The organism is Streptomyces sp. NBC_01716 (assembly GCF_036248275.1).
Classification (GTDB): domain Bacteria; phylum Actinomycetota; class Actinomycetes; order Streptomycetales; family Streptomycetaceae; genus Streptomyces.
This window is the reverse complement of record NZ_CP109181.1, coordinates 146,903-162,131: the sequence shown is the minus strand read 5'-3', so window position 1 is coordinate 162,131 and position 15,229 is coordinate 146,903. Positions and strand designations below refer to the sequence as shown.

Sequence of the window (15,229 nt, the reverse complement as noted above, 5' to 3'; positions counted from 1 at the left end):
CCCGCTCCACCGGCGCGGACCCGTCCGCCGTTCACCCGAACGACGGCCAAGGAGCCGGGCCCCGAGCCGGACGTGGTCACGTGTCGGAGCCGGTCATATCGGTTGGTGTCCGTCAGGGTTGTCGGAACGGCATGGGGAGAGGCACGTGCGACAGATCGTGAGCGAGGTCCGGGAGGTGCTGGTCCCTGACCTGTCGGGCCGGCACGGCCCGTTGCCCCCGCTGCTGCTGGTGCTGACCGTGGTCACCGGTCTGGTGGACGCGTTCAGCTATCTCGCACTGGGCCGGGTTTTCGTGGCGAACATGACCGGCAACATCGTCTTCCTCGGCTTCGCCCTGGCGGGTGCTTCGGGGTTCTCGGTGGTGGCGTCCGTTCTGGCGCTCGCGGCGTTCGTCGCCGGTGCGGTGGCCGGAGGGCGGCTGGCTCACCGGGTGCCGAGGCACCGTGGCAGGCTGCTGTTGTCCGTCACCGTGGTGCAGACCGTACTGCTGCTGGTGGCGTGGGTGATCAGCCGGGTGGCGGATCCGCCGTTCGACGGCGGAGTCCGGTGGGCGCTGATCGTGCTGCTCGCGGTGGCCATGGGCGCGCAGAACGCGGTGGTGCGCTCTCTGGCTGTGCCCGATCTGACCACGACGGTTCTGACGATGACGGTCACCGGTATCGCGGCTGACGGTCGTCCGGGCGGCGGCAGCAGGTCCAGGGCGGGGGTGCGCGTCCTGACGGTGGCGGCCATGTTCCTCGGTGCCCTGGCCGGTGCGGCGCTCATCGTCCACGGGAACACGGACATTCCTCTGCTGTGTTCGGCGTGTGTGGTGGCCGCTGTCGCGCTCGCGCTGGTGCCGGTACGGCGGGCGCGCGGGTCCTGGACCGGTTGAAAGGGCCCGGAGTTCAGACGGTCCGGTTCTCCGCGCCGACCATCCAGGCGTGCTTCTCGAAGCCGTCGATGATGCTGTGCAGGAGGTCGGCCGTCGAGGGGTCTTCGCGGTCGACCTGGTCGTGGTACGTACGCACGGTGTCGACGGCGGCCCGCAGACGCACGGTGAAGAGGTCGACCACGGTGCTGACGCTCTGTTCGCCGGTCAGGTACTGGGGCAGGGTCGTGGTCGCCGCCACGGTGTCGGAGCGCCCGTCGGGGACCGCGCCCAGGGCCCGCATGCGTTCGGCGATGGTGTCGGCCGCCTCTCTGGCGTCGTCGACGATCTGGTCGAGCTGGAGGTGCAGGTCCCGGAAGTTGTGGCCGACCACGTTCCAGTGGGCCTGCTTGCCCTGGATGTTGAGCTCGATCAGGTCGACGACGATCTGCTGCAGTGCCTGGGCGAACTGCGGGGAAGCCTCGAACCCGGTGATGTCCTTGTCGGCTCGTCTGGAGGACCCGGGGGCGGCGGAAGCGGTCATGGCGGCTCTCCTTGGGGGCGGGACTGGCGGCAGGCATGAGTTGGCGGCTCCTACCGAGATTACGAAGAACCGCCCCTGGCGCCACTCGGCCACCGCCCGAAAGGGCCGCGAACCAGGCCGTATCGGCGCGACTGGAATGATGCCGCCCGGGAGGCTCACACGTTCGGCCGCGTCCGTCCGCACAGTGCGGGCGTCCGGTCGTACCGACCCGTCTGTGGTGAGGCCCCCCGTCCTGTTTATCCGTGTTTGTGGCTGTACGGTGAGGGTATGCCGTTGGTCGCTGTGTGGAGGCGCGGGTCTGAGTCGCTGTGGCGTGACCGGGCGGTTGTGGGTGCGGCGCTTGTCGCGCTTGTGGGGATGCTGATGGCCGATACTTTCGGCGGGTCGACCGTGCGGCTGGGTGGGATCATGCTGGCTCTGCCGGCTCTGGCGGCGGTGTTCGCCGGGCCGGGGCCGGTGGTGGTGATCGCGGTGGTGATGTTGCCGGCGTATGTGGTGACGCTTTCCGTGAACGGACATCTGAACTGGGAAGATGCGCCGGTTTCGCTTGCGACGGCGTTGCTTGTCAGCGCGGCGGCGGTGGGTGCGGCGAGGGTTCGGGAGAAGCGGGCGCGGGAGTTGGAACAGTCGCGCCGGGTCACGGCCCGGACGCAGGCGACGTTGTTGCGTCCGTTGCCCTCGCGGCTGGGTCCGGTGGAGATCTCGTCGGCGTATCTGGCGTCGGACGCGGAGTCGACGATCGGCGGGGATGCGTATGCGTGTGCGGTGGTCGACGGCCGGCCGCGGGTGATGGTGGGGGATGTGCAGGGGAAGGGGCTGTCGACTCTTGAGGTGGTGCTGTTTCTGCTGACCGCTTTCCGGGAGGCGGCCCGGCAGGGAGTGGTGCTGGATGATCTGCCGGCTTTTCTGGATGACGCGGTGCGCCGTGATCTGGCTCGTACGGGGGACGTGGCGGGTGTGGGCGGCGGCGGGGGACAGGCGCCTGAGGTGGGGCAGCGGAGGCGGGAGTGTTTCGTGACGGTGGTCGTCGCCGAGGTGGTCGGTGAGGGCGAGGCGGTACGGCTGGCCAACTGCGGTCATCCGGCGCCTCTTCTCCTGAGCGGGGGGCGCGTGCGGGAACTGACGGCGTCCATGCCCGCGCTGCCGGTCGGGCTGCTCGACCTCGACAGCGATCCTGTGCGGGTCGACACCCATCGTCTGGACGCGGGTGACACCCTGTTGCTCTACACCGACGGTCTTGTCGAGGCCCGTGACGAAGCCGGCGACTTCTACCCGTTGGCGCAGCGTATCGGCGCCTGGGCGTCCCGCCCTCCGGACGCCTTGCTGGACGCCCTCCAGGCCGACCTGCGCCACTACGCCCGCCTTGAGGACGACGTCGCGATGGTCACGGTGCGGCGCGCCACGGAGCCCGGGGCGTGACGTGTGGGCCACGGCCGGGATGTCGGGAACGGTCCGGCGGTTGGGCAAGGTCCTCATCGTTGTCGAGGAGGTCTGCCGCGACCGTCCGGGACCGTCGGCCTCCACATCGGGCGCCGTCTCAGCTGTCTTTGTGCTCGCGGTGCACGGCCTCGATGCCGGCGAGGATGAGGTCGATGCCGGCGAGGAATTGCGCACGGTCGTCGTGCTCACACAGTCGCTTCGCCGCACCCTGCGCCCAGGGGTGTCTGGCGGGGTCGAGTTGGGCCCACCGTGCGGCGACGTCTTCGAGGAAGTCGGCTCGTTCGGTTCCGTTGTCGGCGAGCACGCGGGCGTTCGCGGCGTTCTGTCCGGCGACTCCGAGGATGTAGTTCACGAGTACGCCCGCCGAGTCGAACACGGCCTCTTCGGGCACGTTGAGGGCCTGTAGCTGCTCGTTGACGCTCTTGTAGACGTCGAACAGCGCTGATCGCCAGGGCTCCCGGGTGAGTTGCGCGCCGACCCAGGGGTGCGCATCGATCGCGTCGAACAGGCCGAGTGCGAGGGCACGCAGCGCTTCCCGGGGCTCCGCGATGGTGACTTGCTCGGCCACGGCGCGAGCGATGACGTCGTCGGTGGCCGCCGCGAGCAGGTCGCTCTTGTTGGCCACGTGGTGATAGATCGCCCCGTAGCCGGTGTTCAGGTGCCGGGTGAGCGCGCGGAAAGTCAACGCGGTCTCGCCGTCGGCGTCGAGGATCTCGGTTGCTGCCCGGACGATCAGCTGTGTGGACAGCGCGTCAGTGCGCCGGGCCGCCCGTTTGCCCTTGGTCGTCATGCGTTCATTCTGCCACGGTTGGATTGCCGATCCAAACGGTGCTAGCTTTTTGGAGTGACAATCCAATCCACCCTTGGAGATCAAGATGACAACACCGGTCACGGTCATCGGAGCGGGCCTCGGCGGTCTTGCTCTGGCCCGCGTCCTGCACCTTCACGGCATCCCGGTCACGGTCTACGAAGCGGACGCCTCGGCGACCGCACGCAGTCAGGGCGGCATGCTCGACATCCATCCCCGGAACGGCCAACCGGCGCTCGCGGCAGCCGGGTTGATCGAGGAGTTCCGCGGCCTCGTCCTGGAGGGCCGCGAGTCCTACCGGGTTCTTGACCGGACGGGGACCGTACTGCTCGACCTGCCCGACGACGGGACGGGCTCGCGTCCCGAAGTGCAGCGCGGTCAGCTGCGGCAGCTGCTGCTCGACTCGCTTCCGGAGGGCACCGTCCGGTGGGGACACAAGGTCACCGGTGTGCGGGCCCTCGACGAGGGGCGCCACGAGGTGCGCTTCGCCGACGGCAGCGCAGTCATCACGAGTCTGCTGATCGGGGCTGACGGGGCGTGGTCACGGGTGCGGCCGGTGTTGTCCGACGCCGCCCCGACGTATGTGGGCGTCACCTCCGTCGAGACCTTCTTGTTCGACGGGGCCACCCGTCATCGCGCCGCCGCGGAAGCGGTGGGCGCCGGCTCGTTGTTCGCGCTCGCGCCGGGGAAGGGGTTTGTGGTCCAGCGGGAGGGCGACGGGACGCTTCATGCCTACGCGCAGTTCGTGAAGCCGCTCGACTGGCTCGCCGACACCGACCCCGCCGACGCCGCGGCCGTGACGGCACGGGTCGTTTCAGAGCTGGACGGCTGGGCGCCACAGCTCACCGCGCTCCTCACCGACAGCGACACCGCGCCGGTCCTGCGCCGCCTTCACACCCTTCCGGTCGGGCACCGCTGGGATCGAACGCCCGGGGTCACTCTCCTCGGCGACGCGGCCCACCTCGCGCCCCCGAACGGCGAAGGGGCGAATCTGGCCATGCTGGACGGCGCAGAGCTCGGCCAGGCCATCACCGCGCACCCCGACGACGTCGAGAAGGCGCTGGCCGACTACGAGCAGGCCATGTTCCCGCGTGCTGCCGAAGCCGGCGGCGAGGACGTCTACGGCATCATGCTCGGCGATGACGCACCCCACAGCTGGATCGCCATGATGAGCGACGACGAACAGCCGTCATGAGCGGTGCGGGTCGGCGAATTCCTCGGCCCAGAACCCGGTCGGCCGCTGTGTGCCGTCCTTCTGCGTCCACTTCCTGGCCGCCGACAACACCATGAGCACCGAAGACATGACTACCTCCTGGGGGAGAAACAAGACTCCCGACGCGTTGCGCGGGAGAGGCACAGGGAGGCCCCTGGTGCCCAACGCAAACAACCATAATGTCTTTGCTCATGACGTCTGCGGTCTGGATTCCGCGATGGTGATATGCGTAATCACTTAGAGCATGATGATCGGGATGATGAGGGCGTACGACAGATTCCAGGACGGAGGTGGGGCGGCATGGAGCAGGCACTCGTGGACGTGTGCGGCGGGAACGTGTGCCGCAGCTCGGATCTGCTGCTGGCGTTCGTCAATTCCGGCCCTCACGGCAGCGGTCGGACCGAACTGCTGGGGGACACCGAGGCGCTGGGCGCGTGGATGACCGGTGCGGGGCTGATGGGGGACTCCGAGAGGGTCACTGGCGCGGACGCAGTCGCCGGCCGGGAGTTGCGCGACGCGCTCGCCACCGTCTTCCGCGCCCACTCGGACTGCCCGGACGGGGCCATGCTTCTGCCCGACGCCGAGGAGTACCTCCGGTGGACGGCGGAGCGTTACCCGCTCACTCTGCGGATCACCGCGGAGGGCTGCGACCTCGCGCCGTCCCAGACCGGAATCCTCGGCGCCTTCGGCGCTCTGTTCGCCGCGGCGGCCGATCTGGCCTCGCGGGGCATCTGGGCCCGGATGAAGGTGTGCAAGAACCCCACCTGTCACTCGGGCTTCTTCGACAAGACCCGCAACTCCTCGGGCCTGTACTGCGGTTCGGCGTGCAGCTCACAGGCCGCCCAACGCGCCTACCGCAGCCGCCTGAAGAGCGAAAGAGCGTCCTGAGGACGACCTCGCGGGAGCCCCGTGCGGTTCCCGGGGCGGTACCGCGCGGGCTCAGCCCGGTGAACGGGGCTGTCCAGGACGGCTCTGACGTCGTGATCACACCAGCCACGGCAAGATCTGCCACTGTCGGCCTGCCGGCCGGGGCCTGCCCGCCCCACGGAAATCAGGCGACCGGGCCCGGCATTTCGTCCACGATGACCTCATGAATCAAGACCTGGTGACGTTCCTTCACGCACGGCTGGATGAGGAGGCCGATCTGGCCCGGCGCTGCGATGGTGACAGCTGTGGGGAGTGGGCCGCCCACGGGCACACGGTCGACTTCTGCCAAGGAGAACTCCCCGGCTTCCATCCAGCGATCGCCCTGCACGTGGCGCTGCACGATCCGGCTCGCGTTCTGCGGGAAGTCGGGGCCAAGCGAGGCGTGCTCGCCCGCCATGTGCTCAGTCCGGCCACGGGCGACCACGAACTGCCGTGGGACAACCGCGATGACTGCCAGTACGACGGTGAGCCCTGGCCATGTGACGACCTGCTCGACCTCGCGTCACCCTACGCCGATCACCCTGACTACCCCCGACGCCTCTGAGGCGGATTTACGGGACGGACCTTGACCGTCGCAAGCAGTCCTGAGCAGGCACCCGTCGGTGAACTCCGCCGTCCGCGCTCCCGGTTCGCCGATCTCGAAGATCGCGCGACGGGCGCATTGCCCCTGTGTGACAGGGGATTGACCGAGTGTCAAATCTGTGTCGCGGTCATGACATCATCCAGGAAAGCTTGTTCCGTTCGGACGCCCGAGGTCATCGTCGTGGTGCGGCCTACGACCCCGTACGCCGTACCCACCCCCGGCGCGTGACCATCAAGCGCGCCACCGTCCGAGGAGGACCCTCTCGATGGCAGCAGTACGCGACACCAAGCGGCGGGCCGCCGTGGCGATCACCACCGCGGCGACCCTGGCGGCGGTACTCGGCGCAGGCCTGGCCGCACCCGCCCAGGCCGCCCCGGCGGAAGGCCGGATCCTGCACGCCGGTGCGGCCGAGGCAGTGCCCGGAAGCTACATCGTCACCCTGAAGCAGACGGCCGGACTCAAGGCGTCAACAGCCCAGGGCAAGAAGCTGATAGCGGGTTACGGGGGCCAGATCAAGCGCACCTACACGTCGGCACTCAACGGCTACGCCGCCACCCTCAGCGGCGTCGAGGCCAAGCGGCTCGCCGCGGACCCCGCGGTCGCGACCGTCGAGCAGGACCAGAAGGTCCACTCGACCGCCACCCAGACCAACGCGCCCTGGGGGCTGGACCGTATCGACCAGCCGAACCTGCCGCTGAACGGCACGTACAACTACCCGGACTCGGCCGGCGGCGGCACGACCGTCTACGTTCTCGACACCGGCGTGCGCATCACCCACCAGGAGATCAGCGGCCGGGCCTCGTACGGCTGGGACTTCGTCGACAACGACGCCACCGCCCAGGACGGTGCGGGCCACGGCACGCACGTCGCCACGACCGTCGCCGGCACCACCTACGGCGCGGCCAAGAAGGCGAAGATCGTCGCCGTGCGTGTCCTCGGCAACAACGGCTCCGGTACGACCGCCGGGGTCATCGCCGGCGTCGACTGGATCACCGCCAACCACGTCGCCTCCTCCGTCGCCAACGTCTCGCTCGGCGGCGGGCCCAGCACCTCGCTGGACGACGCGGTGCGCAGATCCATCGCGTCCGGCGTCACGTACTCCATCGCCGGCGGCAATTCCGGCGCGCTCGCGTCCAACTACTCGCCCGCCCGGGTGTCGACCGCGATCACCGTCGGCGCCACCACCAGGACGGACGCGCGGGCCACGTACTCCAACTACGGCCCCACCGTGGACATCTTCGCGCCCGGCTCAAGCATCACGGCGGGCTGGAACACCTCGGACAGCGCCACCTACACCGGCGACGGCACCTCCTTCGCCGCGCCGCACGTGTCGGGCGCCGCCGCGGTCTATCTGACGAACCACCCGGGCGCGTCCCCGGCGGCCGTCGCCACGGCGCTGGTCAGCGGCGCGACGTCCAACGTCATCACGGGCGTAGGGACCGGCTCCCCGAACAAGCTGCTCAAGCTCGTCCCGTAACGACAATCGCCGCACGCCGCACGCCGCACGCCGCACGCCGCACGCCGCACGCCGCACGCCGCACGCCGCACGACGCACGACGCACGACGACCGGGGATCCGGGCGTGGGACAGAACGTCTCCCACGTCCGGGTCCCCGGCCCGCGTGAGGCGCTCACACCGGTGCGGTCCGCACGGAGGAGTCTCCGGGTGGCCCGCCCTAAGATACTAATGGTAGGTTACTGTTGGTAGATAAAGGCGAGAGGGCAGGATGAGCGAACTCGCCGTCACCACCGACGAACGACCGACGAACGACACGACACGGAGAAGGAAGCGTCATGACGATCGCACATCCGCCGAAGCCGGGCTCCGCCCTGTGGGTGTACGCGCACCCCCGCGGAGGCTCTCTGAACGACCGCCTCTTCCGGGAGGGAACCCAGGCACTGTCCGCGCGGTACGAGGTGATGACGTCCGACCTGCACGCCCAGGGTTTCGATCCCGTACTCAGCGGCCGCGACCTCGGAGAGTTCGCCGACAAGCCGGGGAACATGGCCGAGCAGGCGGGCGAGGCGTACGCGCGTGGGCAGTTGCCTGCCGAGGTGCGCGAGGAACAGGCCAAGCTCGCGGCGGCGGAGCTGCTGATCGTGCAGTTCCCCCTGTGGTGGTACGGGCCACCGGCGATCCTGAAGGGCTGGCTCGACCGGGTGCTCACGGCTGGGTTCGCCTACGGCGACCTCGATGCCGAGAACGGGTTGCCCCTCCGCTACGGCGACGGCGGCCTCGTCGGACGCAGGGCGCTCATCGTCGTGACCGCGGGCGAGGACGCACGCTCCATCGGCCCGCGCGGCATCAGTGGCGACCTCGACTCCCTGCTGTTCCCCCTCACCCACGGCACTCTCTGGTACGTGGGCATCGAAACGCTCGACCTGCACGTGATCCACGACGCCGACACCCTGGACGCCGCCGGTGTCGACCGGGAGGCCCAGCGCCTGCGCGACAGGCTCGGGACCGTCGACGCCGAGCCGGCCCGGCGGTTCCGGCGCCTGCGCGACGGCGACTACCAGGGCACCCGCGCACTGCACGAAGCCCTTCTTCCCGGCCGCACCGACCTCGGCATCCACCTGGCACACGACGGATGACCCCGCCGCGCGGCTGACGCACACCGCAGGCCGGCCCCGGTGTTCACTCGTGAGCGGCGCGCAGTTCCTCCTCCACGATGGGCGCGGCCACCGTCGCGGTGTGGATGCCGATCACGCTCGCGATCTCCAGCACCTCCATGATTTCCCCGGTGGTCGCACCGTGCCGTACGGCGTTGCGCAGGTGGAGCTTCAGCCCGGGGACGTACAGATGGGTGGCGGAGGCGTCGAAGGCGACGTAGATCAGCTCCTTCACCTTGGGTTCCAGTACGCCCTTGTCCCACGGGACGGAGGAGAACCCCAGGTACGCCTCGAACAGTTCGGGGTCCACCTCCAGCAGGCCGTCCCAGAACTCGTGCCAATAGCCGCGCCGTTCGGTGAAGTCCTCGCGGAGCCGGCGGCGCCGTTCGTCCAACGGCGCCGGCCCGGTGCGCAGCCCCTCCTCGGTGAGGACCTCCAGCAGCAGCGGGATACCGATGTTGGTGGCGTGGATACCGAGCGTGCTGGTCAGCTCCAGCACCTCGACGAGTTCCTCGGCGGTCGCGCCGTGGGCGACGGCGGCGCGCACGTGCTGGCGGATGCCGGGCTCGTAGAGGTGGGTGGCGGCGGCGTCCACCGCGATGTAGATGAACTCCTTGACCTTCGGCGGGAGATGGTCGCTGCGCCAGGGGACGGCGGACAACCGCAGATAGGCTTCGAGGAAATCGGGATCGAGCCGCAGAATGCTCTCCCAGGCCGGGCCCCAGGTCCCACGTATCCTGCGGAAATCGTCCTTGACCTGCTGCTGGCGAGTGGTGAGCGTCATGAAGGGCCGCCTTCCGTCGATGCGTCCGCGGGTCGTCGTAGTTCATCCGCCTCGGCGTTGTCGTGTTCCTCCTGCTCGGCCCTCTCCCGCGACTCCTCCAGCCAGCGCACGATCTCGGTGTGGTCGGCGTCGAGGGGCAGCCGGCCGGCGGCGCTTTCCCACAGGGCTACGGCGGCTTCGCCGAGGACGGACGGGGTGCCGGTGGCCGCGGCGAGACCGGTGGCCGTGCGCATGTCCTTGAGCATCAGCCGCAGCGCGAAGCCCGAGTCGAAGCCGCGGCCGAGGACGAACCGTGGCCATTTGACCTCGGTGGAGCCGCTGCGCCCGCTGGAGCCGTTCACCGCCTCCAGCATGGTCGCGGGGTCCAGTCCGAAGGCCGCGCCGGTCAGCAGCGCTTCGGACGTGATCAGCAGATGCGTCGCGGACATCAGGTTGTTGAGGGATTTGAGCGCGTGCCCCGCGCCGGCCGGACCGACGTGCGTCACCTTGGAACCGAGCACGCCGAGCAGTGGCCCGGCCTGCGCCAGCTGCTCCTCGGTGCCGCCTGCCATGATGGTGAGCGTGCCCTGCCGGGCGCCGAGGACCCCGCCGGAGACCGGGGCGTCCATCAGGCTCACCCCGTGTCCGGCGGCCGACGCGGCCAGTTCCCGGGTCCGGGCCGGTTCGGACGAGCCCATGTCGATGACGAGAGTGCCGGGCTCCAGCCGGCTGATCAGGCCGTCGCCGAGCAGGGCACGGTCCACGGCGGTGGAGTCGGGCAGCATCAGTACGACGGTGTCGGCGCCCCGTACCGCCTGCTCGGCGCTGTCCACCACCTCGACACCGTGTTTCCCCGCGGCGAGCCGGGCACGGGTGCCGGGGGCGGTGTCGTATCCGCGCACCTGGTGACCGGCGGCGGCGAGGCGGCCGGCCATCGGGGCGCCCATGCCGCCCAGGCCGAGGAAACCGATCACCGCCGCGGGCTCAGGGCCGGTCACGGAGTTCCTCCAGGACGCTGTCGGCGACGCGGAACGCTTCCAGCCCGGCAGGGGCACCGCAGTAGATGACGGTGTGCAGCAGGCTTTCGCGGATCTCGGTCTCCGTGCAGCCGTTGGTCACGGCACCGCGCACATGCGCGGCGAGTTCGTGATTGCGGTTGAGTGCGGCCAGGATGACCAGGTTGAGCATGCTGCGGGTCTTGCGGTCCAGCCCTTCGCGGCTCCAGAGCCCGCCCCAGCAGAACTCGGTGACCATCTCCTGTACCGGCAGGGTGAATTCGTCGGCCGCGGCCATCGAATGTTCGACGTGGGCGGCGCCCATCACCTCCCGTCGTATGCGCAGCCCCTCTTCGTACCGCTGGTTGTGCTGATTCATCGGGTGCTCTCCTTGGGTGTCCGCCCGCCGGGGCCGTACAAGGTGTCGGTGACCGGGTCCAGCCACTCGGTGGTGCCCAGCGAGATCGCGAGGTGCAGCAGAAAGCTGTCCGGCCCGGCGCCGTGCCAGTGGGTCTCGCCGGGCGGTATCCAGACGGTGTCGCCCGTCTCCAGCGGCCGGGGCTCGCCGTCCGTCGTGCCGATCCAGCCGTGGCCCGCGGTGATGTGGAGGATCTGGCCGCGCTCGTGCCGGTGCCAGTGCGTGCGTGAACGGGGCGCGAAGAAGACCTGGTTGATGGTGGTCCCGTCGGTCGTGGGCAGCACGGGGTCGGTCCAGACCGTGCCGTCGAAGGTGCTTTCGCGCCGTTCGGACGGGGCGCCGGCCACCCGGCCGCTGACGATGATCACGCGGTCTGCTCCGCGTCCGTGCCGATGTCGGTCACCGCGTCCGCGTCCGCGTCTGTCTCCGCGTCCGTGTCCGCGCCGGTGTCCGCTTCCGTGCCCGTGTCGTACAGCCGTACGCCGCCGGCCAGGTCGCCGATGGCGTCGGTCACCCGGTTGCTGATCCGTTGTCCGTAGCCGAGTCCGGCGGCCAGTCCGAACGAGGCCAGTGGGCCTGACGCGTTGAGCGTGGGGACGCCGAGCTGCCGCAGATGTTCGACGTAGAGCACGACATCCTTCATCATCAGGTCGCTGGTGAGGCCGCCTTCGAGGTAGTCGTCCCGGATGATGTGCGGAAAGCGGTTCAGGGTCGCGAAGTTGACACCGCTGCCCGCGTTCAGGACGTCGAGCAGCTTCGCCAGGTCCAGTCCGGCCTTGCGCCCGGCGACCATGACCTCGGCGGTGGCGGCGAGCGCGGAGGCGTTGAGGAAGTTGTTCAGCAGCTTCGCCGAATGTCCGGAGCCGGGTGTCCCCATGGAGAACACCTGGGACGCGAACAGACCGAAGAGCCAGGCCAGTTCGTCCAGCAGCCGCTGGGGCCCGCCGGCCATCACGGTGAGGGTGCCGCGCTCCGCGGCGGCCGCGCCGCCCGAGACTCCCGCGTCGAGATAGGTGACACCGCGTTCGGCGAGTGCCTGGTGCAGACGGATGGTGGAGGCGGGCGCGGCGGTGCTGAGATCGACCACGATCTGCCCCGGTCTGCCGTGGGCGAGGATGCCGTCGGCGCCCTCGACCACCGACTCCACGACGGTGGAGTCCGGCAGGGACAGCAGCAGTACGTCGGCGCGGCGCGTCACGTCCGCCACCGAGGCCACCGGTGTCGCGCCGGCCGCCGCGGCCCGTACGGGATCGCGGTCGTGGCCCAGAACCACCTCGCCGCCGTCGGTGATGCGCCGGGCGATCCGGCCGCCCATGTTGCCCAGTCCGATGAAACCGACCACCCGCCGGGCCGGTGCGGCCCCCGTCATCGCGGCGCCGCCGGGGTCCAGGCGCCGGCTCCGCCCGAGGGGCGCACCGTGTTGACCACGCCGGCCCCGCCGTCCGCCGACACCGTGGTGCCCGTCACGAAGGCGGCCTCGTCGCCGAGCAGAAACGCCACCACCGCGGCGATCTCCTCCGGGGTGCCGACCCGGCGCATCGGGGTGGTGCGGGCGCGCCGTTCCATGTCGCCGCCCGCCCCCGGACCGGAGGCCGCGGCGAACAGGCCGGACGGTACGAGTCCCGGCGCGACGGAGTTGACGCGGACACCCCGCGGGGCACCGTAGACGGCGCCGCCCTCCACCAGCCCCCGGACGCCGTACTTCGACGCCTGGTACGGCAGCAGGTCGTCGCTGCCGCGCAGCCCGGCGATGGAACCGGTGATGACGACGGAACCGCCTGTGCCCTGTTCCCGGTAGCGCCGGAACGCGGCACGCAGGCCCAGGAAGGGGCCGCGCAGATTTACGGCGATCACCTGGTCGAAGTCGTCGGCGGACAGATCCGGCAGCGGTTCGAGGGAGCCGACGACACCGGCGTTGAGGTGGTGCAGGTCGATCCCGCCGAACCGCTCGACGGCGACCCGGACGTAACGTTCCACTCCCGCTTCCTCGGAGACGTCGGCGGTCACCGCCACTGCCTCGCCCGGCAGTTCCCGCGCGACCTTCTCGGCGCCGGCGGCGTCGCGGTCCACCACCACGACGCGGGCGCCGTCGTGGGACAGCCGCCGGGCACTCGCGGCACCGATGCCGCTGCCGCCGCCGGTCACGACGGCGACCTTTCCGCTCAGCGGGCCTGGCGGCGCCGCTCCGGCCCGCGGGGGGCCGCCTTCCGGTGGGCTGGGGACCATGACAGTGCCTGCCTTTCTGATGAGTGGGAGAGAGCCGCCGTGTGCCGCCGCGTTGGTTCGGACGAGCGGGGGTCGCGGTTCAGGCGATGCGGTACGCGAGACCTTCCGCGCCGCGTACGGCGTCGAACCGCCGTGCGACCTCGGGGTCATGGCCGGGAACGAGGACCCTGCCAGGTCCCGAGGCGAGTTCCGCGAGCAGATCGAAGCCGCGGTACATGGCGGGCAGGTCCGCGACGAAGGCGAACGGCCGGTCCCGCTCCAGTTCCTCGTAGTAGTGGAGAGAGTCCGACGCGAGAACGGCCTGGCCTCCGGGGGTGTCGACCAGGACGACCGACTGGCCCGGTGTGTGCCCGCCGACGACCAGCACCTCGATCCCCGGAGCGACGGTGGCGCGGTGGTCCACCAGGGTGGTACGGCCCTGCCGGTGGATCTCCGCCAGGTGCGCCGTCTCCTCGGGTTCGGCGGAGTGCGCGAACTGGGCACGCCGCGCGTACGGGCCGGTCCAGAAGTCGAACTCGGCCCGTGCGATGACGACTTCCGACTGGTCGAAGGCCGCCAGATTGCCGATGTGGTCGTAGTGCGCGTGGGTGATGACGATGAGCGGGCCCTGTTCGGGCCGGGCGCCGAACCGGCGCAGCGCCTCGACGGGGGAAGCCAGTGCGGTGCGCAGGCGTCGCGCTCCGGCCGCCCGGCTGAATCCGGTGTCGATGACGACGGTGCGGTGGTGGTTGCGTGCCACCCAGACGTAGTAGTCCATGTCCAGCGGGCTGTCGGGCTCGCCGTAGATGCCGTGGTTGAGGTAGATCTCCGCGCGGGAGCCGGTTCTGGTTCCGTAGCGCAGGGCCAGTACCTCGTAGACCGAGTCGGCCGAAGTCCGCGCTGTCGGGGGGCCGTTCACGGGAACAGCAGCCCGACAGCGTTGCCGCCCGTCATCTTGACGATGTCGGCTTCGGGCACACCCGCGTCGAGGAGGGCGCGGACCGCCCTACGGTAGAGAGTGACGGGCAGAGGGTTCACCTTCTGGCCGGAGTCGGACGACAGCACGGTCTGCTCCGGGCCTGCGGCCCGGATGAAGGCGAGCAGTTCGCCGAGGTCGCGGCGGCGTTCCGGGCGCCCGAAGTACATCACCGCGCAGTGTTCGATGAAGACGCCCCGGCGTGCCCACTCCGCGGCCTGTTCGACGGGGGCTCCGACCACGAAGCAGGGGTGGTTGACCACGATGCGCCGTACTCCCGCCTGTTGGGCGGCGTCGATAAGTATGTGCGCCTCGTCGACGCCGAGGTGACCGCACGTCAGCACCGCGTCCTCACCGGCGATGACATCGAGGATGTCGCGCACCTCGGGGAGTACGGTGCCCTCGCCGTCCGTGATCCGGATGACCTCGTTGGGCCGCAACTCGACCTCGCTGGTGGGAAAGCCGGTGTCGTGCTCACGGTGGTGGTCGATATGGGCGGCCGAGGAGAGCGTGGGAAACCACACCATCCGTCCGCCCATCCGCAGCGCCAGCTCCACGGCGTAGGGGTTGAGACCGCCCACGGTGCGGTTCAGCGCGATGCCGCCGAATACCTGGACACCGAGACCGGCGAGTCCCTCGGGCCGAAGGGCCAGGATGTCGGTGACCATGCTGTGGTGATGGGACTTGGCGACGATGGCCCGGAAGCCGAGGGAGTCCGCGTCGCGGGCGGCGTCGAGAATGCTCATGCGCCGGGGGAAAGGGCTGGGGCCCGGGTGCTGGTGCAGGTCGACGGCGCCGCGCAGCAGCGCGTCCGCCTCGTCGTCGGGTGTCAGCCGGTCGCCGTCGAGCCCGGGATCCAGCAGATCGTTCGGTATGCTCATGGGAACTCCTTGGT

General features: G+C 70.1%; 17 protein-coding genes. 7 read left to right on the top strand and 10 right to left on the bottom strand.

Annotation, left to right across the window (positions count from 1 at the left end):
• Positions 1-145 precede the first annotated feature (145 nt).
• Positions 146-874 (top strand): YoaK family protein, encoded by a 729-nt coding sequence (locus OIE74_RS00715; protein ID WP_329377257.1) that lies wholly within the window; start codon positions 146-148, stop codon positions 872-874.
• A 13-nt stretch (positions 875-887) separates the two neighbouring features.
• Here OIE74_RS00715 and OIE74_RS00710 read toward each other — a convergent pair whose 3' ends face one another.
• Complete coding sequence (locus OIE74_RS00710) at positions 888-1,394, bottom strand: Dps family protein (RefSeq protein WP_329377255.1); 507 nt, start codon at positions 1,392-1,394, stop codon at positions 888-890.
• Between the two features lie 357 nt (positions 1,395-1,751).
• Between OIE74_RS00710 and OIE74_RS00705 the strand changes: the two genes are divergently transcribed.
• Entirely contained in the window at positions 1,752-2,813 is a 1,062-nt protein-coding gene (locus tag OIE74_RS00705) for a PP2C family protein-serine/threonine phosphatase (RefSeq protein ID WP_329377253.1), read from the top strand.
• A 118-nt stretch (positions 2,814-2,931) separates the two neighbouring features.
• Here the strand turns inward: OIE74_RS00705 and OIE74_RS00700 are convergent, their stop codons facing one another.
• Positions 2,932-3,624: a TetR/AcrR family transcriptional regulator gene (locus OIE74_RS00700; RefSeq protein WP_329377251.1), complete on the bottom strand. Its 693-nt coding sequence runs from the start codon at positions 3,622-3,624 to the stop codon at positions 2,932-2,934.
• A gap of 85 nt (positions 3,625-3,709) precedes the next feature.
• Here OIE74_RS00700 and OIE74_RS00695 point away from each other — a divergent pair, with 85 nt between their 5' ends.
• The 5 genes from OIE74_RS00695 (at position 3,710) to OIE74_RS00675 (ending at position 8,959) form a co-directional block, all read left to right on the top strand.
• Positions 3,710-4,837, top strand: coding sequence for an FAD-dependent oxidoreductase (locus tag OIE74_RS00695; RefSeq protein WP_329377249.1), 1,128 nt, complete (start codon positions 3,710-3,712; stop codon positions 4,835-4,837).
• A 318-nt stretch (positions 4,838-5,155) separates the two neighbouring features.
• Positions 5,156-5,743, top strand: coding sequence for a CGNR zinc finger domain-containing protein (locus tag OIE74_RS00690; RefSeq protein ID WP_329377247.1), 588 nt, complete (start codon positions 5,156-5,158; stop codon positions 5,741-5,743).
• A gap of 202 nt (positions 5,744-5,945) precedes the next feature.
• A complete protein-coding gene (locus tag OIE74_RS00685; RefSeq protein WP_329377245.1) occupies positions 5,946-6,326 on the top strand; it encodes a DUF6221 family protein in 381 nt (126 codons plus the stop codon).
• Positions 6,327-6,630: 304 nt separating this feature from the next.
• Positions 6,631-7,842 (top strand): S8 family peptidase, encoded by a 1,212-nt coding sequence (locus tag OIE74_RS00680; RefSeq protein ID WP_329377242.1) that lies wholly within the window; start codon positions 6,631-6,633, stop codon positions 7,840-7,842.
• Positions 7,843-8,158: 316 nt separating this feature from the next.
• Complete coding sequence (locus OIE74_RS00675) at positions 8,159-8,959, top strand: NAD(P)H-dependent oxidoreductase (protein WP_329377240.1); 801 nt, start codon at positions 8,159-8,161, stop codon at positions 8,957-8,959.
• Between the two features lie 43 nt (positions 8,960-9,002).
• Here the strand turns inward: OIE74_RS00675 and OIE74_RS00670 are convergent, their stop codons facing one another.
• The 8 genes from OIE74_RS00670 to OIE74_RS00635 all read right to left on the bottom strand — a co-directional run bounded on the left by OIE74_RS00670 (position 9,003) and on the right by OIE74_RS00635 (position 15,215).
• Positions 9,003-9,761: a carboxymuconolactone decarboxylase family protein gene (locus tag OIE74_RS00670; RefSeq protein WP_329377238.1), complete on the bottom strand. Its 759-nt coding sequence runs from the start codon at positions 9,759-9,761 to the stop codon at positions 9,003-9,005.
• Positions 9,758-10,738, bottom strand: coding sequence for an NAD(P)-dependent oxidoreductase (locus OIE74_RS00665; protein ID WP_329377235.1), 981 nt, complete (start codon positions 10,736-10,738; stop codon positions 9,758-9,760). The genes OIE74_RS00670 and OIE74_RS00665 overlap by 4 nt, the downstream gene beginning before the upstream one ends.
• Positions 10,725-11,114 (bottom strand): carboxymuconolactone decarboxylase family protein, encoded by a 390-nt coding sequence (locus OIE74_RS00660; protein WP_329377233.1) that lies wholly within the window; start codon positions 11,112-11,114, stop codon positions 10,725-10,727. Before OIE74_RS00660 ends, OIE74_RS00665 begins: the two co-directional genes overlap by 14 nt.
• Positions 11,111-11,521, bottom strand: coding sequence for a cupin domain-containing protein (locus OIE74_RS00655; RefSeq protein WP_329377232.1), 411 nt, complete (start codon positions 11,519-11,521; stop codon positions 11,111-11,113). Before OIE74_RS00655 ends, OIE74_RS00660 begins: the two co-directional genes overlap by 4 nt.
• Positions 11,518-12,522 (bottom strand): NAD(P)-dependent oxidoreductase, encoded by a 1,005-nt coding sequence (locus OIE74_RS00650; protein WP_329377229.1) that lies wholly within the window; start codon positions 12,520-12,522, stop codon positions 11,518-11,520. The genes OIE74_RS00655 and OIE74_RS00650 overlap by 4 nt, the downstream gene beginning before the upstream one ends.
• The gene (locus tag OIE74_RS00645) at positions 12,519-13,379 is read right to left on the bottom strand and encodes an SDR family NAD(P)-dependent oxidoreductase (RefSeq protein ID WP_329377227.1); all 861 of its coding nucleotides are present in this window, start codon (positions 13,377-13,379) and stop codon (positions 12,519-12,521) included. The genes OIE74_RS00650 and OIE74_RS00645 overlap by 4 nt, the downstream gene beginning before the upstream one ends.
• Before the next feature lie 79 nt (positions 13,380-13,458).
• A complete protein-coding gene (locus OIE74_RS00640) occupies positions 13,459-14,277 on the bottom strand; it encodes an N-acyl homoserine lactonase family protein (RefSeq protein ID WP_329377225.1) in 819 nt (272 codons plus the stop codon).
• Positions 14,274-15,215, bottom strand: coding sequence for a DUF6282 family protein (locus OIE74_RS00635; RefSeq protein WP_329377223.1), 942 nt, complete (start codon positions 15,213-15,215; stop codon positions 14,274-14,276). The genes OIE74_RS00640 and OIE74_RS00635 overlap by 4 nt, the downstream gene beginning before the upstream one ends.
• Positions 15,216-15,229 lie beyond the last annotated feature (14 nt).

Coding starts and splice junctions, on each gene's coding strand:
- OIE74_RS00680 (WP_329377242.1), top strand. CDS start 6,631: ATGGCAGCAGTACGCGACACCAAGCGGCGGGCCGCCGTGGCGATCACC.
- OIE74_RS00670 (WP_329377238.1), bottom strand. CDS start 9,761: ATGACGCTCACCACTCGCCAGCAGCAGGTCAAGGACGATTTCCGCAGG.
- OIE74_RS00695 (WP_329377249.1), top strand. CDS start 3,710: ATGACAACACCGGTCACGGTCATCGGAGCGGGCCTCGGCGGTCTTGCT.
- OIE74_RS00685 (WP_329377245.1), top strand. CDS start 5,946: ATGAATCAAGACCTGGTGACGTTCCTTCACGCACGGCTGGATGAGGAG.
- OIE74_RS00660 (WP_329377233.1), bottom strand. CDS start 11,114: ATGAATCAGCACAACCAGCGGTACGAAGAGGGGCTGCGCATACGACGG.
- OIE74_RS00675 (WP_329377240.1), top strand. CDS start 8,159: ATGACGATCGCACATCCGCCGAAGCCGGGCTCCGCCCTGTGGGTGTAC.
- OIE74_RS00635 (WP_329377223.1), bottom strand. CDS start 15,215: ATGAGCATACCGAACGATCTGCTGGATCCCGGGCTCGACGGCGACCGG.
- OIE74_RS00710 (WP_329377255.1), bottom strand. CDS start 1,394: ATGACCGCTTCCGCCGCCCCCGGGTCCTCCAGACGAGCCGACAAGGAC.
- OIE74_RS00650 (WP_329377229.1), bottom strand. CDS start 12,522: ATGACGGGGGCCGCACCGGCCCGGCGGGTGGTCGGTTTCATCGGACTG.
- OIE74_RS00645 (WP_329377227.1), bottom strand. CDS start 13,379: ATGGTCCCCAGCCCACCGGAAGGCGGCCCCCCGCGGGCCGGAGCGGCG.
- OIE74_RS00705 (WP_329377253.1), top strand. CDS start 1,752: ATGCTGATGGCCGATACTTTCGGCGGGTCGACCGTGCGGCTGGGTGGG.
- OIE74_RS00700 (WP_329377251.1), bottom strand. CDS start 3,624: ATGACGACCAAGGGCAAACGGGCGGCCCGGCGCACTGACGCGCTGTCC.
- OIE74_RS00690 (WP_329377247.1), top strand. CDS start 5,156: ATGGAGCAGGCACTCGTGGACGTGTGCGGCGGGAACGTGTGCCGCAGC.